We start from the raw sequence: 19,594 nt of genomic DNA on the forward strand, positions 1-19,594 counted from the left end.
GGCAATGAGTCTGTCAAAACAAAAAGGGCGTCGACTTACAAGGTCGACGCCCTTTTTTATTCCACCAACGTAGATCAGCTCTTCCGGATCACTCCACCGCCCGTTCCGTCGCCCTTGATGATGCTCAGCGCCGACGCGATCATCGAACTCATCTCCGACAAATTCCCCGGCACAATCAGCGTATTGCCCTGCTTCGCGATATTCCCGAACGCAGTGACATATTGCTCGGCGACCTTCAGGTTCACCGCTTCCATGCCGCCGGCTGTCTGGATCGCCGCGCCAATCTTCTCAATCGCCTGAGCATTCGCCACAGCCACCGCCAGAATGGCCGATGCCTCGCCTTCGGCCTGATTGATCTGCGCCTGCCGCTCGCCTTCGGACTTATGAATGGCCGCTTCGCGCGCGCCCCATGCAATATTGATCTGCTCCTGCTTGCGACCTTCCGACGCAGCGATCACCGCCCGCTTCTCTCGCTCGGCGGTGATTTGCGCCTGCATCGCGTGGAGGATTTCCTTCGGCGGCGTCAAATCCTTGATCTCATAACGCAGTACCTTCACGCCCCAGTTCGCCGCAGCCTGATCGAGCGACGTGACAATGCTGTGATTGATGTAATCGCGCTCCTCGAAGGTCTTGTCGAGCTCGAGCTTGCCGATCACCGAACGCAACGTGGTCTGCGACAACTGCGTGATCGCGTAAATAAAGTTGCTCGATCCATACGACGCTTTCATCGCGTCGGTCACCTGAAAGTACAGCACGCCGTCCACCTGCAACTGCGTGTTGTCGCGCGTGATACAGACCTGGCTCGGCACTTCGAGCGGAATTTCCTTCAGCACGTGCTTGTACGCCACGCGATCGACGAACGGCACGACGATGGTCAGCCCCGGCGTCAGGGTCGCGTGATAGCGTCCGAGCCGCTCCAGCACCCATGCATGTTGCTGCGGCACGATCTTGATCGTCTGCGCCGCAATCGCAATGACGATAATCAACAAAATGGCCCCAATGATAGTCACGTCCATCTCTACTCCTTGTTATGCGTGTCTTGCTTATCGATCTGCTTATCGATCTGCTTAGGAAACCTTAAACCCCGGTCCAACGTCTCAGCGTTTTGCCGCCACCACCAGCGTGTTGCCGGAAAACGCCGTGATCCTGTACATATGCGCGCCTTCGGTTTCCCCCGGCGCCAGCTCAATGTCCCATTCCGCCCCGCGATACAGCGCCCTCGCGCGACCCTCGTGCCACTCGTTCACCTTCAGCGTCTCGCCTATATCCAGGTTCACGCCCGGATCATGCGAGGCGTCGCGCCGTGTAACGTGGCCGAGCTTCGAGCGCCGCAGCACGGCCACGGCGATTATCGCGACCAGCGCGGCCACGAGCAATTCAATCTCCAGTCCTACTCCAAACAAATGCGCGATCCCGCCCGCGATAAAACCCAGCGCGATCATCAACAAATAAAACGTGCCGGACATCAGCTCGAGCAAAACGAGCGCCCCGGCGCCGATCCACCAAAAAAGTCCGTTAGCAGCCATGCGTTTCCTCCAAACAAAAACACCCCGGAATGTCCGGGGTGTTATAGCACGCTTACTGTTTTGAAAGGTTGACGTCCTTTCAGTGCAGCCGCATGTTTTACTTATTCAATGCAGCCGCAAGCGTCTTCCACGTGTCGATGATCGTGTCCGGATTCAGCGACATCGACTCGATACCTTGCTTCGCGAGCCATTCGGCGAGGTCCGGGTGATCCGACGGACCCTGACCGCAGATGCCCACGTACTTGTTCAGCCGCAGACACGTTTCGATCGCGCGCTTCAGCATGAACTGCACAGCCGGGTCGCGTTCGTCGAAGTCGACCGCGAGCAACTCCATGCCCGAATCCCGGTCCAGGCCCAGCGTGAGCTGCGTCAGGTCGTTCGATCCGATCGAGAAACCGTCGAAGAACTGCAGGAACTCTTCGGCAAGGATCGCGTTCGACGGAATCTCGCACATCATGATAAGCCGCAAGCCGTTCACACCGCGCTTCAGGCCGAACTTCTCGAGCAGGCCGACCACTTTCTCAGCCTGCGCCAGCGTACGCACGAACGGCACCATGATCTCGACGTTGTCGAGGCCCATCTCTTCGCGCACCTTCTTCAACGCGATGCATTCCATCTGGAAGGCTTCGGCGAAGTCCTCCGAGATGTAACGCGATGCGCCACGGAAACCGAGCATTGGATTTTCTTCGTCCGGCTCGTAACGCGAACCGCCGATCAGCTTCTTGTACTCGTTCGACTTGAAGTCGGACAAACGCACGATCACCGGCTTCGGATAAAACGCGGCCGCGATCGTGGCGATGCCTTCCGTCAGCTTGTCGACATAAAACGCTCGCGGCGATGCATGACCGCGCGCGACGCTTTCCACCGCCTTCTTCAGATCGGCATCGACATTCGGATACTCGAGAATCGCCCTCGGGTGCACGCCGATGTTGTTGTTGATAATGAACTCGAGCCGCGCCAGACCCACGCCTGCATTCGGCAGATGCGAGAAGTCGAACGCGAGTTGCGGATTGCCGACGTTCATCATGATCTTGACCGGAATGTCGGGCAGTTCGCCGCGCAGGACTTCGGTCACTTCAGTTTCGAGCAGGCCGTCGTAGATCTTGCCTTCGTCACCTTCCGCGCACGACACCGTCACCAACTGGCCTTCCTTCAGCAAGTCGGTTGCATCGCCGCAACCCACCACTGCCGGCACGCCCAGCTCGCGCGCAATAATGGCCGCGTGGCAAGTCCGCCCGCCGCGATTCGTAACGATTGCCGATGCACGCTTCATCACCGGCTCCCAGTTCGGGTCGGTCATGTCGGCCACCAGCACGTCGCCCGGCTGAACACGATCCATCTCCGACGGATCGTGAATCACACGCACCGGCCCTGCGCCGATCTTCTGTCCAATCGCGCGCCCGGTAGCAAGCACATTCGACTGGCCCTTCAGCTTGAAGCGCATTTCGGCCTTGCCGGCGCTCTGGCTCTTCACCGTTTCAGGACGTGCCTGCAGGATGAAGATCTTGCCGTCGCGGCCGTCCTTGCCCCACTCGATGTCCATCGGACGCTGATAATGCTTTTCGATGATCACCGCGTACTTCGCGAGCTGGATCACGTCTTCGTCGGTGATGGAAAAGCGGTTGCGCTGCTCGTGCGACACGTCGACGGTCTTCACGCGGCCGGCTTCGCCGGCGCTCGTGAATTCCATCTTGATGAGCTTCGAGCCGATCGAGCGGCGGATGATCGGGTACTTGCCTTGTTCGAGCGTGGTCTTGAAGACGTAGAACTCGTCCGGATTCACGGCGCCCTGCACGACCGTTTCGCCCAGGCCGTAGCTCGACGTGATGAACACGGCGTCCTTGAAACCCGATTCGGTATCGAGTGTGAACATCACGCCGGCTGCGCCCACGTCCGAGCGAACCATGCGCTGCACGCCCGCCGACAACGCGACTTCAGCGTGCGTAAAGCCCTTGTGCACGCGATACGAAATCGCGCGGTCGTTGTACAGCGACGCGAACACGTGCTTCATGCGATCGAGCACTTCCTCGATGCCGACCACGTTCAGATAGCTTTCCTGCTGACCGGCGAACGATGCGTCCGGCAAGTCTTCAGCGGTTGCCGACGAACGCACGGCGAACGACAGTTCCTCCGGCGAGCTTGCCTGAAGTGTGTCGAAGCCTTTGCGGATCAGCTCTTCGAGGCGCGGTTGCATCGGCGCGTCGACAATCCATTGACGGATCTCCTTGCCGGCTTCGGCAAGGGCCTTCACATCGTCTACGTCAAAGAGTTCCAGACGTTTGGCGATGCGCTCGGTCAGGTTGTTGTGATGGAGGAAGTCGCGAAATGCCTGCGCCGTGGTCGCAAAACCGGTCGGCACCTGCACGCCGGCTTCGGCGAGCTGACTGATCATCTCGCCAAGCGACGCATTTTTACCGCCGACAATGTCGACGTCGGTCATTCGCAACTGCTCGAATGGCACTACATACGCCTGGTCCTTTGCAACGTTAGCTTCGTTAGTCATACAAGCCCCTAAGGTGGATGGAATTCACGATCATGCAAGTGGGCTCGAAGCGGCGGCGCTCATTGGGGGCGCGTACCGCAACCTGCATAACCTGTTTGATAAGCACATGCTGAAGAGCGCCAAGGCCGCTTGAGCGCCGTCGCAAAAACACGCGATAACGCTCAAAAACACGACTTTGAAACACCTCCACGACAATCAAAACCGCTCAAAAAAGCGATCTTTTGCCACTAAAACGCACGATAAGTACGTAAATTCGTGTGATTGAGTGGCAGATCGTCCGCAATTGCTTATCGAACAGGTTGCCGCTATTCTACCGTGCTGGCTCTTGAAAATGTTTCATCGCGGGGCATAAAAGCGCTCGCAAATGAGACCCTTCACACGTGCATGGTGTGGCGGCGCACATCGGGTGTTTTAGCGAATGCTTAGTTTAAAGTCATTCGCCTGAACGCCGTTCGCGGTACGCCTTTGCCAACCGCTCGCAACCAGGCCTTTTGCGCCGGACCGTCGATCATCCTGCCCGATTAATTAATCGACGATAATCACCGTCAGTTTCATTTCACGTCATTTACGTAATTTCACGCACCTTAACGCCGATGCCGCCTACCGTATTCATCGTCTCCGATGGCACCGGGATCACTGCCGAGACATTCGCGCATTCGATCCTGTCCCAGTTCGACCAGAAATTCCGGCTCGTGCGCGTGCCGTTTGTCGATTCGACCGACAAGGCGCATGCAACCATCGCGAAAATCAACGAAGCGGTGTCGCTTGATGGCCGTCGTCCGATTGTGTTCACCACGCTGGTGGACAGCGCGTCGAACGAGATCGTGCAGCGTTCGAATGCGCTCGTGCTGAACATGTTCCAGACCTTTATTGAGCCGTTGGAACTTGAACTCGACATCAAGTCGACGCACGCAATGGGCCGGGTTCACCAGAACGCGGATACGGAGGAGTACAAGAACCGGATCGAGGCGATCAACTTCTCGCTGGCGCACGACGACGGCCAGTCGAATCGCAATCTGTCCGATGCCGATGTGATCCTGGTCGGCGTGTCGCGCAGCGGGAAGACGCCGACGTCGCTTTATCTGGCCATGCAGTACGGGGTTAAAGCAGCGAATTACCCGTTGATCCCGGAGGATTTTGAGCGCGGGCGTTTGCCGACGCCGTTGCTTCCGTATCGGGAGAAGATGTTTGGCTTGTCGATCGATCCGCAGCGGCTGGCGGAGATTCGCAACGAGCGGCGGCCCGGGAGCAAGTACGCGGCGCTCGAGAATTGCCGTTACGAGATCAACGAAGCCGAAGCAATGATGAAGCGTGAGGGGGTCAAGTGGTTATCGTCGACGCACAAGTCGATCGAGGAGATTGCCACGACCATCTTGCAGGAGATTCGCTTGGAGCGGCCTTCGTATTACTAGTACTGAGCGAGTATCGAGCGGCCAAGTAAAAAGCCGTTTTCAACTTTCGTTGAAAACGGCTTTTTTGCGGGCGCTTGGCGCATGACTATGCGCGCTGCTGCCGGCACTGCTCGAAGATGCACACCGCAGCGGCAGCCGCCACATTCAGCGACTCCATGCCGCCCGGCTGGGGAATCGTCACCCGAAGCGCCGCGTGATCGCGCCAAAATGGCGAGACGCCTGCGCCTTCATTGCCCATGACCCAGGCCACGGGCCCGGACAGATCGGCATCGTAGATCGCTTTTGCGCCGTGTGAATCGGTGATGGTGACGAGCACGTCCGGAGTCAGCCGCGACATCAACTCCGCCGGCTCGACGTCCTCGTGAATGCCGAGCAGAAAATGCGCGCCCATACCGGCCCGAAGCACCTTCGATGACCATGCATACACCGTTCCTGGCGCACAAAAGACGTGCTGAATCCCCGCCGCCGCCGCGCTTCGCAAAATGGACCCAACATTACCGGCGTCCTGGATGCCGTCGAGCATCATGCAGGTCTGCGCGATGCGCTCGGGCAACGGCGCCGCAAGCTTCTCGACCAGCAACACCATCCCCACACCATGCACGACACTCGATAGCTGTCCAAACAAAGCATCGGGCAAGGTATGAACGTGCGCAGGATCGATCCGCCCGACGATCTGCCGCGCTTCATCGTGTTGAAGCGCGCCCTCGGTCACCACGCAAGTCTCGGGCTGCCCGGCTGCATCGAGATAAGCATCGGCGAGATGCAGTCCTTCGAGCAACGCGTGACCGCTCCGGCGCTGCTGTGCCGTCGAGCCGGCGAGCGCCTTCAACCGCTTGTAGAGCGGGTTATCCCGCGAGGTAATGGATTTCACGTGAGGAGAGATTCAGAACGGAGGAGCGTCGACGCCCTGCTCCGCAGCGGCAGCAGCAAGCACCTCGGGGGCGACAACCGGCAACACAACGCCCAATCGCGCATGCGCTTCACGCACAGGCGCAAACGAGCGCCGATGATGCTCGCAAGGCCCATGCTCCAGCAACGCCTTCAAATGCTGCGGCGTGCCGTATCCGGCATGGGCATCGAAACCGTAAACGGGATGGACTTCGTGTAATTGCAGCAGCATCCGGTCACGCGTGACCTTGGCCAGAATCGACGCCGCCGAAATCTGCGCAATCAGCGCGTCGCCGCCAATAACGGCCACTGAGCGCATCGACAAAGCTGGACACCGGTTACCGTCGATTTTCGCGACCGTCGGCCTGACCGAGAGCCCTTCCACCGCGCGTTTCATCGCGAGCATGGTGGCGTGAAGGATGTTGATCGTGTCGATTTCCTCGACCGTTGCCGAGGCCACGCAATAGGCCAGCGCACGGTCGATGATCTTCTCGTACAACTCCTCGCGCTTCCTGGCGCTCAGCACCTTGGAGTCGTCAAGACCGCGAATCCTGGGTTTCGATGGATCGAAGATCACCGCCGCCGCGACAACGGGACCGGCCAGCGGGCCACGCCCGGCTTCGTCCACGCCGCAGATGATGTCGGACGGGGAATCGAAGTCGAACTCAGGCTGCGGCGTTTTCTGCACCCCGCGCCGTACCCCGCCTTTCACGACGATCTTCGCCATTACCGCGGCCTCCTCGCTTCCAGCACTTGCGCCACCGCCTCCGCCGCGCGTAACGCCGTGTTCTGACGCAGCGCGTGGTGCATTTCCGTGAAGATTTCCGTGAGTGTCGCGCGGTTCGCTTCGTCGTTCAACTGTTTAAGCGTGGCGTCGGCCAGCGCTTCGGGCGTCGCGAAATGCTGGAGGATTTCCGGCACGACAAATCGCCCGGCCAGGATGTTCGGCAAGCCGACATACGGCAGATAACCCTGCCGCTGCATGATCTGACCCGTCAGCCAGGGCACCTTGTACGAGATGACCATCGGCTTTTTAAGCAACGCAGCTTCCAGCGTGACCGTGCCGCTTTTGACCAGAATGGCGTCGGCGGCGGTCATGGCGACCTGGGCCTTGCCTTCCGTGATGGTCAGCGCGAGGTTCGGATGAGCATCCACAAGAGGCTGCAGCAATTCACGCAACGCAGCGGTCGCTGCCGGCATCACGAAACGCACGCCAGGCTCGCGAAGCTGCATCAATTCCATCGCGTCGAAAAAGGTCGGGCCGATCAGCGAGATTTCCGAACGCCGGCTGCCGGGCAACACGGCGATGATCGGGCCGCCTTCGGGCAAACCCAACTCGCGGCGCGCGCCTTCAACATCGGGCACGAGCGGGATTTCATCGGCGAGCGGATGGCCTACGTACGTGGACGCAATGCCCGCCTTCTCCATCAGCGCCGGTTCGAACGGAAACACGCACAGCATGTGATCGACGGCTTTGACGATCTTCTTGATCCGCCCGCCGCGCCACGCCCAGATCGACGGACACACGAAATGCACCGTCGGGATGCCGGCATCGCGCAACGCATGTTCAAGGCCAAAATTGAAATCGGGCGCATCCACGCCGATGAACACCGACGGCGGCTCGGCGAGCAGTTGCCGCTTGAGCTCGTTGCGAATGCCCAGGATCTCGGGAATATGCTTCAGCGCTTCGACGTACCCACGCACGGTGAGCTTGTCCATCGGCCAGTGGGCGTCGAAACCGGCGGCCGTCATGCGTGGACCGCCAATACCGTTGAATTGCGTACCGGCCGGCAAACGCTCGTTCAGGCCGCCCAGCAGCGCCGCCGCCAGCAAATCGCCCGACGGCTCCCCCGCGACCATTGCAACGCGCAGGGGGGCGGGCGCCAGCGTCATTGGGCGCTCGGTCAACGGATGATGCCGCGCTGCGACGCGTCGATAAAATCGGCCAGCGCCGTCACGGGCGCGTCGCCGTCGCCGCCGGCAGACGCCAGTTCGCGCAATTGCGCCTTGGCTTCCTCGAGTGTCGCGCCGCTCTTGTACACCACACGATACGCCGATCGCAGCGCCGAAATAGCCTCAGCCGAAAAACCGCGCCGGCGCAGCCCTTCGACGTTGATGCCGTGCGGCTCGGCCTTGTTGCCGGCGGCGATCACAAACGGCGGGATGTCCTGCACGAGCGCGGACGCTCCGCCCAGCATGGAATGCGCGCCGATACGCACGAACTGATGCACGCCCGACATGCCACCAACAATGGCGTAGTCGCCAATGATCACGTGACCCGCCAGTTGCGCGTTGCTCGACATGATGATGTTGCTGCCAAGCTGGCAGTCATGGCCCACGTGCACGTACGCCATGATCCAGTTGTCGTTGCCGATGGTCGTGACGCCCGTATCCTGCACCGTGCCCGTATGAATGGTGGTGAATTCGCGGATGGTATTGCGGTCGCCGACCACGAGCCGGGTCGGCTCGTCCTTGTACTTCATGTCCTGCGGCCGGCCGCCGACCGACGCGTAATGGCCGATGCGGTTGTCGCTGCCGAGAACCGTATGGCCTTCGATCACGCTGTGCGAGCCAATAGTCGTGCGCGCACCAATCTGTACATGCTGGCCGACGATCGCGTAAGGACCGACTTCGACGGATTCGTCGAGCTGCGCGCCCGGCTCGATGATCGCGGTAGGGTGAATCTTGCTCATGCGCCCTCGCTTGATGTTCTGTTGCTTGGTCTGCCCTGGTCTGCCGCGCCTGTGGCGCGGCCGGCATCACTTCGTGTCGGCGGCCGTGTTTTTCACGGTGCACATCAGTTCGGCTTCGGCTGCCACCGCGCCGTCCACTTCGGCACGCGCGCTGAACTTCCAGATGCCGCGCATGTAGCGCTCGAAGTTCACGTTCAGGATCAGCTGGTCGCCGGGTTCGACCACACGCTTGAAGCGCGCCTTGTCAATGCCGACGAAGTAATACAACGTCGTTTCCGGATCGTGCGGTTCCTTTTCCTCGGCGAACGTCAGGAGCGCCGCCGCCTGCGCGAGCGCTTCGAGAATCAGCACGCCGGGCATCACGGGCCGCGTCGGGAAGTGGCCCTGGAAATACGGCTCGTTGATCGTCACGTTCTTGAGCGCTTTGATGCTCTGATGCGGCGTGAGTTCAAGTACCCGATCGACAAGCAGGATCGGATACCGATGCGGCAGCAACGTGAGAATCTTGTGAATGTCTAGATTGATTTTTTCGGTGCTCATAGTCGTTCTGCTCGCGCGCTTCGCAGCGCGGGTGTTGACTGCGAAGCCACTCGTTTTACCGGGCGACTTCGCGTGGGATGCCGGTCTTTACGGTCTTAGTGCTTGCCTGACGTGCTGTCCGGGATGTTATCCGGCGTGTTGCTTGCGCTTGCAGCCGCTTCGAGCGTCTTGATACGTTCGCGCAGCTTATCCAGATTACGTACGATGGCGGCGCTTTTGTTCCAGTCGGCGTGATTGACGGCGGGGAAAGCGCTCGTGTACATGCCCGGCTTCAGCAGCGACTTCGACACGCCGGACTGCGCCGTGACAATCACGTAATCCGCCAGCGTCACGTGGCCCGCAATGCCCACCGCGCCGCCGATCATGCAATGCCGCCCGATGTTCGTGCTGCCCGCAATCCCCGCGCAGCCCGCGATCACCGTGTACGCGCCAATCCGGCAGTTATGCCCGATCTGCACGAGATTATCGATCTTTACGCCTTCTTCGATCACCGTGTCGGCCATTGCGCCGCGATCGATCGTGGTATTCGCGCCGATCTCCACGTCCTGCGCCACGACCACCGCGCCGACTTGCGGAATCTTGACCCAGTTGCCGGTGCGCGCGTCGCCGTCGCCGACGAAATCCGGCGCGAAGCCAAAACCGTCCGCGCCGATCACCGCACCCGCATGCACAATCACGCGCGCGCCGAGCGTACAGCCATGATAGACGGTCACATGAGGGTACAAATGAACGTCGTCGGCCAGCTTCACGCCCCGGCCGATCGAAACGCCCGCATCCAGCTTCACGCGCTCGCCGACCACCGCGCCCGCGTCCACACTCACGTGCGGCCCGATCACGGCGCTGGCCGCCACCTTCGCGCCGGGATGGATAAACGCCGTGGGATGCACACCGGGCACAACCGGCGGCGTCGCGAGGTCGATGAAAACCTGCGCCACCCGCGCAAAATAAGCGTAGGGATTCGCCGTGACGATAAAGTTACGCCCTTCCGGCGACGCCACTTTTTCTAGGTCAGCGGGTGAAATCAGCACCGCGCCGGCCTGGGTGCTGTCCACTTGCGACAAATACTTTTGGTTCGCGAGAAACGCGAGTTGTGTAGGGCCAGCCTTGTCGAGCGGCGCGAGGCCGTTCACGCGATGCGATGCATCGCCAGCTATGTCTCCGCCAAAGCGCTGTGCCAGTTCACCGAGCGTGATCGCGATGTCTGATGCCATCCGGTACCGCTCCGTATCAGTTCGAAGTGCCTGGATTGGTCGACAGGCTCGCTTGATTCGCGGCCAGCGCCTTCAGCACCTGATCGGTGATATCGATACGCGGACTGACATACACCGCTTCCTGCACGATCAGGTCGTAATGCTGCTGCTCGGCAATCTGCTTGATGACCTTGTTGGCCCGATCCAGCACGGCCGCGAGTTCTTCGTTGCGGCGCTGGTTCAGGTCCTCGCGGAACTCGCGCTGCTTCCTCTGGAAGTCCTGGTCGAGCTGCGACAGATCGCGTTGCTTGGAGGCACGGTCGGCGGGCGCCATGGTGGCGCCGTTCTTGTCCATTGCGTCCGACATGGTCTTCAAGCGCGCTGCCATGTCCTGCAACGCCTTGTCGCGCTTCGAGAACTCCTGTTCGAGCTTCGTCTGCGCCGCCTTGGCCGCTGCCGACTCACGCAAGATGCGATCGGAATTGACGGCTGCAATCCGGGTCTCCTGCGCCTCTGCCTTAGCGGCGCCCATCAGGCCGAGCGTCACCGACATTACAAGCGCCAACGCCACATGTTTCGAAAGCTTACCGGTTCGCAAAGTCTTCCTCACGTTACTTATTTACGCCACTGACTTATGTCACTAACTCATGTCATAAGTTAAGCCACTGAATTCCGCCACTGCGTCAGACGCCCCAGTTCCGCGATAACAGCAGAAAACCGGGGCACCGATGTGTCCCGGTCGGGATTTAGAACGCCGTACCGATCTGGAACTGGAACTTCTGGTACTGGTCGCCGGCATGCTTCGTCACCGGGAAACCCAGGCTCAACTTGAGCGGACCGATTGGCGAGATCCACGCCAGACCGAAACCGTAACCATACCGCAGGCCGTTCGCGCCCGTGCTGGTGCCGCCCTGACCCGGATCGCCCCAGACGTTACCGCCGTCGAGGAAGGTGAAGACACGCAACGTGCGGTCATACCCCGTACCCGGCAACGGGAAGGTCAACTCGATGTTACCCACTGCCATGCGCGAACCGCCGATCGGGTCTCCCGTGGTCGTGTCGCGCGGACCCAGCGAGCTCGGTTCATAACCGCGAACCGAGCCGATACCGCCGGCGTAGTAGTTCTTGAAAATTGGGTACGTCTGGCCTTTCAGGCCCTTACCGTAGCCGCCCTGCAGGTTGAAGCCGAGCACGAAACCGCGCGCGAACGAGTAGTAATACTGTGCCTGGGCGTCAACCTTGACGTACGTTGTGTTACCTGCCGGCGTGCCGTATTCCGCGTTCGTCTGCGTGTAATAACCGCGGCTCGGGACCAGCGCGCTGTCGCGATTGTCACGCGACCAGCCAACCGTCACCGGTACGTTGTTCACCACGCGACCAAATTCCTTCACGTAGTCGATATAGCTTTGCGGCGTGTTGGCATCGACGTCGAGCGTGTTCTGCTCGAGGCCCGCGCCAAAGTACACCGTATCCTGCTCCGAGAACGGAATGCCGAACTTCAGGTCGCCGCCGACGGTGACGATCTTGAAGCTGGAATCCGTGGAGTAATAGAGCGGCTGATACGTGCGGTAGTACAGGTCGGTAATGCGCTTGATGCCGTCGATGGTGAAGTACGGATCGACCTGGGTCACAGTCAATGTCCGATACGTCTTGGCCGTGTTGATATTGACCGAAAGGCTGGTACCCGAACCGAACACGTTGTCCTGCGACACGCCTGCCGACAGCACCACCTTGTCCGTGGACGAAAAACCCGCACCGAGCGTAATCGCGCCGGTCGGCTTTTCAGCGACCTTTACGTCCACGTCCACCTGGTCGTTCGTGCCTTCAACCGGAATCGTGGTCACGTCGACGTCGGTAAAGTAGCCAAGACGGTTCACGCGATCCTTCGACAACGCCAGCCGGCTCGAATCGAACCACGAGCTTTCGAGCTGGCGCATTTCACGGCGCACCACTTCGTCACGCGTACGCGTGTTGCCCACGATGTTCACGCGGCGCACATACACGCGGCGGCTCGGATCCACATTCAGCGTCAGATCGACAGTGTGATCGGCTTGATTGATCTGCGGCTGTGCGTTGACCTGCGCAAACGCGTAGCCGTATTCGCCGAGCTTGTCGACGATGGCCTTCGTGGTCGACTGAAGTTTTTCCGCCGAGAAACGATCGCCCGCCTTGATCTTGACGAGCTTGTTCAGTTCCGCTTCGCGGTCGAGCAGATTGCCCGCGAGCTTGATGTGGCTGATCTTGTACGGCTCGCCTTCGTGCAGCGCGATCGTCAGGTACATGTCCTTCTTGTCGGGCGAGATGGACACCTGCGTCGAGTCGATATTGAACTCGAGATAACCGCGATTCAGGTAGTACGACCGTACGTTTTCGAGGTCGCCGGTGAGCTTGTCCTTCGCGTACAAGTCGTTCTTCGTGTACCACGAGAACCAGTTCGGCGTGGAAAGCTGCATCTCGTCGCGCAGCGTGCTCGTGCTGACCGCCTTGTTGCCGATGAAGTTGATTTGGCGGATCTTCGCGCTCGGACCTTCAGCCACCGAAAACAGGATCTGCACGCGGTTGCGGTCGACCGGCGTGACGGTGGTCGTGACCTCGGCAGCGTAGAAACCGCGCGTCAGGTACTGGCGCTTGAGTTCCTGTTCGGCTTTGTCGACGAGCGCCTTGTCGTACGAGCGGCCCTGCGACAAACCTACCGAGCGAAGCGCCTTTGCCAGGTTGTCCTTTTCGAACTCGTGGATCCCGGAGAAGTCGATCTGCGAAATGGCCGGGCGCTCCTGCACCTGCACCACCACGACGTTGCCCTGCGTGGCGATCTGGACGTCGTTGAAGAAGCCCGTTGCATAAAGCGCGCGAATTGCCTCGGAGGCTTTGTCGTCGGTGAACGTGTCGCCCTGCTTGATAGGCAAGTAGGCGAATACCGAACCGGGTTCAATGCGCTGAAGGCCGTCAATCCGGATGTCCTGCACGACAAATGGCGTTGTCGCGTGCGCCGCCATTCCAGTTGCGGCCAATGCTGCGGCCACGGCCGACTTAGGAACAAAGCGATGAGGTTTGAACAACGTGCTTCCCCAGTGTGTATAGCTGCATCAAGTCGGGCGCCGTTCGTTCAAGCGCCGCCAGACAGGATGAAAAAGGATCAATGTAATCGGAAGCCGGATCAAAAGCGGATCAGGCGGGCAAGGTCGTTGAAGAGCGCAATCATCGACAGGGCGACGATGCAAACAAGACCCGCCCGCTGCAAAACCAGCTGCCAGCGATCTGACACGGCCTTGCCGGTTGCGGCTTCAACCAAATAATATAACAGATGCCCACCGTCCAGAACCGGAATCGGTAACAAGTTCAAGACGCCGAGGCTGATACTCACGAGCGCGAGGAACGAAAGAAACGCCGACAATCCCAGCCGCGCGCTCTTGCCCGCGTAGTCGGCAATCGTCACCGGCCCTGAAAGATTCTTCAGCGACGCTTCGCCCGTGATCATGCGCCCGAACATGCGCAGCGAATAAATGCTGATGTCCCAGGTCCGGTTCACGCCGAGCTGCAGACTTTCGACGGGACCGTAACGCACATCCACCGTCGGAATCCGGGTCGCAAGCGACGCGCCGATGCGGCCGACATCGCGATGCGTAGCCGCGTCCGGCTTAAGCTCCGGCACGATCTGCACCGCGCGCTGCGCGCCGTTGCGCTCGACCGTCAGCGAGACCGGCGTACCCGGACGATGCTGCACGTAATCGATAAAACCCATCGCGTTATCGATCTTTTTACCGTCGATAGCGCGCAGCACGTCGCCGGCCTGCAAGCCCGCTTTCGCCGCCGCACTGCCCGCTTCCACGCCCGCGACGGCCAACGTTCCGCCGCCCGGCTCGAAGCCGAGTGTGTCCATGAAATCGTGATCGACGTCCTGATCGTCGATCTTGCCCACGCTCACCGGAAAATCGAACGTGCCTTCGTGCGTCTTGGCCGTCAGCACCACGCGCCGGTGATCGAACGAAGCGTCGAGCAGTTTCCAGCGCAGGTCGGACCATGACCGCACCGGATGCGTCTCGCCGCTCGAACCACTACCGCTCTGACTATCGCGCATCGACACGATCGTCTCGCCGCCCTCGAAACCCGCCTTGGCCGCAACGGTATTGGCTCCGGGAGCCGCGAGAATCGCTGCCGGCTCCGACACGCCACCCGCGAACACCCCGGCGAACAGCAGGATGGCGAGAATAAAGTTCGCGACCGGCCCCGCTACAACAATCGCGATCCGCTTGAACACCGGCTGACGGTTGAACGCGCGCGGCAAATCGGCTTCGGGAATGGTCGCTTCCGCTTCCCGTTCGTCGAGCATCTTGACGTAGCCGCCGAGCGGCAGCGCCGAGATCGTCCACTCGGTGCCGGTGGTCTTGCTGACCCACTTCACCAGCGGCTTGCCGAAGCCAACCGAAAATCGCAGTACCTTCACGCCGCACAGCCGCGCGACGCTGTAATGGCCGAATTCGTGGACGACGACCAGCACGCCGATAGCCACCACAAAAGCAACGATCTCAGTCACGAAGTTCATGGCCGTCTCAATGCAGGACGCGGTCGGCTTGCGGCGCGTCGGCGGTCAGCAAAGCAGCGAACTCACCTGCCAGGCGACGCGCTTCGGCATCGGCGGCGAGCACTTCATCGAGCGTCGATGCACTGCCGTTCGGCAACGCATTCAACACGCGCTCGACCACTTCCGCGATTGCCATGAAGCCGATACGGCGTGCAAGGAACGCTTCGACGGCGATCTCGTTGGCCGCGTTAAGCGCCGCGCTCGCCGTGCCGCCGGCTTCCAGCGCCTTCAGCGCGAGCGCCAGGCACGGGAAACGGTTCAGGTCGGGCTTCTCGAAGGTGAGCGTTGCAATTTGCGCGAGATCGAGCGGCGCGACACCCGAGTCGACCCGCTCCGGAAACGCCAGCGCATGAGCGATCGGCGTGCGCATGTCGGGGTTACCGAGTTGCGCCAGCACGGAACCGTCGGTGTATGACACGAGCGAATGAATCACGCTCTGCGGATGGATCAACACTTCGATGCGCGATCCCGGCACGTTGAAAAGCCAATGCGCCTCGATCACTTCGAGGCCCTTGTTCATCATCGTGGCGGAATCGACGGAGATCTTGCGGCCCATCGCCCAGTTCGGATGTTTGCAGGCTTCCTCGGGCGTGACGCGCCTGAGCGTCGACGGTTCGCGGGTGCGGAACGGGCCGCCCGACGCCGTCAGGATGATCTTCGATACCCCGCCGTGCAACGCCACGTCACGCGGCAGGCACTGGAACACGGCGTTGTGTTCGCTATCGACCGGCAGCAGCACGGCGTTGTGATCGTGCACCGCGTCGATAAAAATCTTGCCCGACATGACCAGCGCTTCCTTGTTGGCCAGCAGGATGCGCTTGCCCGCACGCGCGGCGGCCAGTGTGGGAGCCAGGCCGGCGGCGCCGACGATCGCGGCCACCACCGTGTCGCAGCTCGCGCTCGACGCGACGGCCACGAGCGCTTGCGGGCCGTAGCTCACCTCGGTTTTGCAACCCTCGGCGCGCAGCGCCGCTTCGACCTGCGCGGCGGTATCGGCGTCGCCGACCACCGCCACTTCCGGCTGGAACCGGACACATTGATCGACGAGTTTGTCGCCGTTGCGATGCGCGCTCAGCGCGTAGACCTTGAAGCGGTCGGGGTGACGCGCCACGACGTCGAGCGTGCTTTCGCCGATCGAGCCCGTGGAACCGAGCAGAGTCAGACGTTTTTGCATAATTCCTTCTTTAGCCGATTAGCCGATTGACTGGGCAACAGGACCGAGCAACAGGAGTGCGATCGGCAATACAGGCAACAATGCGTCGATCCGGTCGAGCACGCCGCCGTGCCCAGGCAGCAATCCGCTTGAATCCTTGACGCCGGCCTGGCGTTTCAGCAACGACTCGAACAGGTCGCCAATCACGCTGAACACGGTCAGCACCGTCAACGCGAGGAGCGCCCCGGCCCAGCCGAGATGCTCCACCAGCGCCGAAAAAAGTGTCGGTGCAAAAACCAGCGTGGCCGCGCCCGCCGAGCCGACGATCATTACCGCCAGCCAGCCGCCCAACGCGCCTTCGCGGGTTTTGCCCGGACTGATGGAGGGCGCAAGTTTGTGACGGCCAAACGCTTTTCCGGCGAAGTATGCGCCAATGTCCGCCAGCCATACGACTAGGAGAAGCGATAGCACGAACGCAACCCCTACCGTGCGGGCTGCAACAAGCGCGTGCCAGCAGGCCACGAATGTAACAATTCCCGCGAACAGCAGGAAAATGCGCCAGGCGCCATCGGCGAGAGCGGGTTTGCGGGCGAGCGCGAACGGACCGGCCAACACCCAGAATATTGCCGCCATTTGATACAAAGGTTTGTAACCGAGCCCGAGTCGCGTGCTGGCGATCAGCGCCATGCCCGCAATCACCGCATACACCACCGGCGACCCGCCGGTAAGCTTCAGCAGCCGCGCCCATTCCCAGGCAGCGAAGATGACGACCACGGCAATCAGTGCCGCGAAAGCGCCCACCGGCGCGAACAACGTGATTGGCAGAAGAACCGCCAGCAGGACGATTGCCGTGATGACACGGGTCTTTAGCATGAAAGAGTATCGGCCTTCTGCGACTGCGGTTCGAGCTGCGCGCTGGTCCGCCCGAAGCGGCGTTCCCGCTCGGCATACGATTCGATCGCGCGAGCCAGCGCCTCGGCGTCGAAATCGGGCCAGTAGGTATCGGTGAAATAGAGTTCTGTATACGCCATTTGCCACAGCAAAAAGTTGCTGATGCGCTGCTCGCCGCCTGTGCGGATGAACAAATCCGGCTCCGGGGCGTAAGCCATGGCGAGATGCTGCTCGAACGCCGCTTCGTCGACTGGCAAGACGCGGCCTTCCTGTACCGATTGCTCGGCCAGCTTCTTGGCCGCCTGCATGATGTCCCAGCGCCCGCCGTAGTTCGCGGCAATGGTCAGTGTCAGGCGCGTATTGCGCGCCGTCTTGGTCTCGGCGCGCTGGATCAGCGCACGGATACGGTCGTCGAACATGGAGGTGTCGCCGACCACGCGCAAACGGATGCCGTTGGCGTGCAGCTTGCCGACTTCCCGTTCCAGCGCCGTCACGAACAGGCGCATGAGGAACGAGACTTCATCGGTCGGACGACGCCAGTTTTCGGAACTGAAAGCGAACAGCGTCACGAATTCGACGCCCTGGCGCGCACAGCTTTCAACCGTTGCCCGCACGGCGTCGACGCCGCGCGTGTGGCCGGCCACGCGCGGCAGGCGCCGCTGTGTCGCCCAACGGCCGTTGCCGTCCATGATGATCGCGATATGGCGCGGGACAGCCGCGACATCGGGTACGCGAACGGTAGAGCTGGTATAGGTCATGGCCGCTGAATCTAAGTATCGACAGAGTGACGCGCCGGCACGACGCAAGAGACCGGAAACGGCCTCAAACCGTCATGATTTCGGCTTCTTTCGACACCACCAGCCTGTCGATTTCAGCAACGTTTTTGTCGGTGAACTTCTGGACGTCATCGCTTGCACGACGCTCGTCGTCCTCGGAGATTTCCTTGTCCTTCACGAGCTTCTTCAGTTGCTCGTTGGCGTCGCGACGCAGATTGCGCACGGCAATCTTGGCGTTTTCGCCTTCGCTCTTGACGACTTTCGTCAGTTCGCGGCGACGCTCTTCGGTCAGCGCGGGCATCGGCACGCGGATCTGATCGCCTTGCGTGGCGGGGTTCAGGCCGAGATCCGACTCACGGATCGCCTTTTCCACCACCGGCACCATCTTCTTTTCCCACGCCTGCACGCCGATCGTACGGGCGTCGATCAGCGTCATGTTCGCCACTTGCGAGATGGGTACGCTCGAGCCGTAGTAGTCCACCTGGATATGGTCGAGCAATCCCGTATGGGCGCGACCCGTGCGGATCTTGGCGAGATCGTTCTTGAACGCTTCGATCGACTTCTGCATCTTCTGATCGACGCTCTTCTTAATGTCAGCCACACTCATTTGAGCCTCCGTACTTTTATTACGTGCGGTGCACAGGCGGTGGCGGCGCAGTTCCCGTGGGAGCGCGCCCGCCCTCGCCCTTTGTCACCGCGAGAGTTTACACGTGGACGAGCGTACCTTCGTCGTCGCCCTGAACGATGCGCTTGAGCGCCCCCGGCTTATTGATCGCAAACACGCGAATAGGCAGCTTCTGGTCGCGGCACAGCGCAAACGCCGTCGCGTCCATCACCTGCAGATTCTTGCCGATCGCTTCGTCGAAGCTGATCGTGCTGTAGCGTGTGGCGCTCGGATCTTTCTTGGGATCGGCGGAATATACACCGTCCACTTTGGTCGCCTTCAACACGACTTCCGCACCGATTTCCGAACCGCGCAATGCTGCAGCGGTGTCGGTGGTGAAAAACGGGTTGCCCGTGCCGGCCGCGAAAATCACCACTTTGCCTTCTTCGAGCTGGCGAATGGCACGCGGGCGGATATACGGTTCGACCACCTGGTCCATGCGCAGCGCCGACTGCACACGCGCCTCGATACCGGCGTGGCGCATGGCATCCTGCAACGCAAGCGCGTTCATCATGGTGGCGAGCATACCCATGTAGTCGGCAGTCGCACGGTCCATACCGGCCGCACCGCCTGCCACGCCGCGAAAGATATTACCGCCGCCGATGACAACCGCGAGCTGTGTGCCCATGCGCACCACTTCCGCGACGTCTGCCACCATCCTTTCGATTGTCGCGCGATTGATGCCAAAGGCATCGTCGCCCATTAGTGCTTCGCCGGAGAGTTTGAGGAGTACGCGTTTGTAGGCTGTGGGCATATGAGGGTTCCGTTCGCGCCGA

Annotated in this window: 18 protein-coding genes; 1 reads left to right on the plus strand and 17 read right to left on the minus strand. The window is 60.9% G+C overall.

Annotation, left to right across the window (positions count from 1 at the left end):
- Positions 1 to 74 precede the first annotated feature (74 nt).
- The 3 genes from M0D69_RS19120 to ppsA form a co-directional block, all read right to left on the minus strand.
- Entirely contained in the window at positions 75 to 1,016 is a 942-nt protein-coding gene (locus M0D69_RS19120; RefSeq protein WP_213764120.1) for an SPFH domain-containing protein, read from the minus strand.
- An 81-nt stretch (positions 1,017 to 1,097) separates the two neighbouring features.
- Positions 1,098 to 1,526, minus strand: coding sequence for an NfeD family protein (locus M0D69_RS19125; RefSeq protein WP_301783514.1), 429 nt, complete (start codon positions 1,524 to 1,526; stop codon positions 1,098 to 1,100).
- A 97-nt stretch (positions 1,527 to 1,623) separates the two neighbouring features.
- Positions 1,624 to 4,029 (minus strand): phosphoenolpyruvate synthase, encoded by a 2,406-nt coding sequence (ppsA, locus tag M0D69_RS19130; RefSeq protein WP_301783515.1) that lies wholly within the window; start codon positions 4,027 to 4,029, stop codon positions 1,624 to 1,626.
- 593 nt (positions 4,030 to 4,622) lie between these two features.
- On the opposite strand from ppsA, the gene M0D69_RS19135 reads away from it, so the two are divergent.
- A complete protein-coding gene (locus tag M0D69_RS19135; protein WP_301783516.1) occupies positions 4,623 to 5,441 on the plus strand; it encodes a pyruvate, water dikinase regulatory protein in 819 nt (272 codons plus the stop codon).
- Positions 5,442 to 5,526: 85 nt separating this feature from the next.
- Here M0D69_RS19135 and M0D69_RS19140 read toward each other — a convergent pair whose 3' ends face one another.
- From M0D69_RS19140 to pyrH, 14 genes are all read right to left on the minus strand, one after another.
- Complete coding sequence (locus M0D69_RS19140; protein ID WP_301783517.1) at positions 5,527 to 6,312, minus strand: RNA methyltransferase; 786 nt, start codon at positions 6,310 to 6,312, stop codon at positions 5,527 to 5,529.
- A 12-nt stretch (positions 6,313 to 6,324) separates the two neighbouring features.
- The gene (rnhB, locus tag M0D69_RS19145) at positions 6,325 to 7,056 is read right to left on the minus strand and encodes a ribonuclease HII (protein ID WP_301783518.1); all 732 of its coding nucleotides are present in this window, start codon (positions 7,054 to 7,056) and stop codon (positions 6,325 to 6,327) included.
- Positions 7,056 to 8,222 carry a lipid-A-disaccharide synthase gene (gene lpxB, locus M0D69_RS19150; RefSeq protein ID WP_301783519.1) on the minus strand — a complete coding sequence of 389 codons (1,167 nt, stop codon included), beginning with the start codon at positions 8,220 to 8,222 and terminating at the stop codon, positions 7,056 to 7,058. Before lpxB ends, rnhB begins: the two co-directional genes overlap by 1 nt.
- 11 nt (positions 8,223 to 8,233) lie before the next feature.
- The gene (gene lpxA, locus M0D69_RS19155) at positions 8,234 to 9,022 is read right to left on the minus strand and encodes an acyl-ACP--UDP-N-acetylglucosamine O-acyltransferase (protein WP_301783520.1); all 789 of its coding nucleotides are present in this window, start codon (positions 9,020 to 9,022) and stop codon (positions 8,234 to 8,236) included.
- A 66-nt stretch (positions 9,023 to 9,088) separates the two neighbouring features.
- Positions 9,089 to 9,562: a 3-hydroxyacyl-ACP dehydratase FabZ gene (fabZ, locus tag M0D69_RS19160; RefSeq protein WP_031364018.1), complete on the minus strand. Its 474-nt coding sequence runs from the start codon at positions 9,560 to 9,562 to the stop codon at positions 9,089 to 9,091.
- Between the two features lie 95 nt (positions 9,563 to 9,657).
- Positions 9,658 to 10,761 (minus strand): UDP-3-O-(3-hydroxymyristoyl)glucosamine N-acyltransferase, encoded by a 1,104-nt coding sequence (gene lpxD / locus M0D69_RS19165; protein WP_301783542.1) that lies wholly within the window; start codon positions 10,759 to 10,761, stop codon positions 9,658 to 9,660.
- Between the two features lie 28 nt (positions 10,762 to 10,789).
- The gene (locus M0D69_RS19170) at positions 10,790 to 11,305 is read right to left on the minus strand and encodes an OmpH family outer membrane protein (protein ID WP_301783521.1); all 516 of its coding nucleotides are present in this window, start codon (positions 11,303 to 11,305) and stop codon (positions 10,790 to 10,792) included.
- A gap of 193 nt (positions 11,306 to 11,498) precedes the next feature.
- On the minus strand, positions 11,499 to 13,811 hold the full coding sequence (gene bamA / locus M0D69_RS19175) for an outer membrane protein assembly factor BamA (protein WP_301783522.1): 2,313 nt from the start codon (positions 13,809 to 13,811) through the stop codon (positions 11,499 to 11,501).
- 98 nt (positions 13,812 to 13,909) lie between these two features.
- Positions 13,910 to 15,295 carry an RIP metalloprotease RseP gene (gene rseP, locus M0D69_RS19180; protein WP_301783523.1) on the minus strand — a complete coding sequence of 462 codons (1,386 nt, stop codon included), beginning with the start codon at positions 15,293 to 15,295 and terminating at the stop codon, positions 13,910 to 13,912.
- 7 nt (positions 15,296 to 15,302) lie between these two features.
- The gene (locus M0D69_RS19185) at positions 15,303 to 16,508 is read right to left on the minus strand and encodes a 1-deoxy-D-xylulose-5-phosphate reductoisomerase (RefSeq protein ID WP_301783524.1); all 1,206 of its coding nucleotides are present in this window, start codon (positions 16,506 to 16,508) and stop codon (positions 15,303 to 15,305) included.
- An 18-nt stretch (positions 16,509 to 16,526) separates the two neighbouring features.
- A complete protein-coding gene (locus tag M0D69_RS19190; protein WP_301783525.1) occupies positions 16,527 to 17,360 on the minus strand; it encodes a phosphatidate cytidylyltransferase in 834 nt (277 codons plus the stop codon).
- Positions 17,354 to 18,136, minus strand: a complete 783-nt coding sequence (gene uppS, locus M0D69_RS19195; RefSeq protein WP_301783526.1) for a polyprenyl diphosphate synthase — start codon at positions 18,134 to 18,136, stop codon at positions 17,354 to 17,356. The genes M0D69_RS19190 and uppS overlap by 7 nt, the downstream gene beginning before the upstream one ends.
- Positions 18,137 to 18,200: 64 nt before the next feature.
- Positions 18,201 to 18,761 (minus strand): ribosome recycling factor, encoded by a 561-nt coding sequence (gene frr / locus M0D69_RS19200; protein WP_301783527.1) that lies wholly within the window; start codon positions 18,759 to 18,761, stop codon positions 18,201 to 18,203.
- Positions 18,762 to 18,858: 97 nt separating this feature from the next.
- Positions 18,859 to 19,572 carry a UMP kinase gene (pyrH, locus tag M0D69_RS19205; protein ID WP_047896685.1) on the minus strand — a complete coding sequence of 238 codons (714 nt, stop codon included), beginning with the start codon at positions 19,570 to 19,572 and terminating at the stop codon, positions 18,859 to 18,861.
- Between the last annotated feature and the right edge of the window lie 22 nt (positions 19,573 to 19,594).

The sequence above is a fragment of the Caballeronia sp. SEWSISQ10-4 2 genome (assembly GCF_030464885.1).
Lineage (GTDB): Bacteria > Pseudomonadota > Gammaproteobacteria > Burkholderiales > Burkholderiaceae > Caballeronia.

Excerpts from the sequence above, each read along its gene's own strand:
- M0D69_RS19185 (WP_301783524.1), bottom strand. The coding sequence starts at position 16,508 with ATGCAAAAACGTCTGACTCTGCTCGGTTCCACGGGCTCGATCGGCGAA.
- rseP (WP_301783523.1), bottom strand. The coding sequence starts at position 15,295 with ATGAACTTCGTGACTGAGATCGTTGCTTTTGTGGTGGCTATCGGCGTG.
- uppS (WP_301783526.1), bottom strand. The coding sequence starts at position 18,136 with ATGACCTATACCAGCTCTACCGTTCGCGTACCCGATGTCGCGGCTGTC.
- M0D69_RS19135 (WP_301783516.1), top strand. The coding sequence starts at position 4,623 with ATGCCGCCTACCGTATTCATCGTCTCCGATGGCACCGGGATCACTGCC.
- lpxB (WP_301783519.1), bottom strand. The coding sequence starts at position 8,222 with ATGACGCTGGCGCCCGCCCCCCTGCGCGTTGCAATGGTCGCGGGGGAG.
- M0D69_RS19125 (WP_301783514.1), bottom strand. The coding sequence starts at position 1,526 with ATGGCTGCTAACGGACTTTTTTGGTGGATCGGCGCCGGGGCGCTCGTT.
- M0D69_RS19170 (WP_301783521.1), bottom strand. The coding sequence starts at position 11,305 with ATGTCGGTGACGCTCGGCCTGATGGGCGCCGCTAAGGCAGAGGCGCAG.
- ppsA (WP_301783515.1), bottom strand. The coding sequence starts at position 4,029 with ATGACTAACGAAGCTAACGTTGCAAAGGACCAGGCGTATGTAGTGCCA.
- M0D69_RS19120 (WP_213764120.1), bottom strand. The coding sequence starts at position 1,016 with ATGGACGTGACTATCATTGGGGCCATTTTGTTGATTATCGTCATTGCG.
- M0D69_RS19190 (WP_301783525.1), bottom strand. The coding sequence starts at position 17,360 with ATGCTAAAGACCCGTGTCATCACGGCAATCGTCCTGCTGGCGGTTCTT.
- pyrH (WP_047896685.1), bottom strand. The coding sequence starts at position 19,572 with ATGCCCACAGCCTACAAACGCGTACTCCTCAAACTCTCCGGCGAAGCA.
- rnhB (WP_301783518.1), bottom strand. The coding sequence starts at position 7,056 with ATGGCGAAGATCGTCGTGAAAGGCGGGGTACGGCGCGGGGTGCAGAAA.
- frr (WP_301783527.1), bottom strand. The coding sequence starts at position 18,761 with ATGAGTGTGGCTGACATTAAGAAGAGCGTCGATCAGAAGATGCAGAAG.
- fabZ (WP_031364018.1), bottom strand. The coding sequence starts at position 9,562 with ATGAGCACCGAAAAAATCAATCTAGACATTCACAAGATTCTCACGTTG.
- lpxA (WP_301783520.1), bottom strand. The coding sequence starts at position 9,022 with ATGAGCAAGATTCACCCTACCGCGATCATCGAGCCGGGCGCGCAGCTC.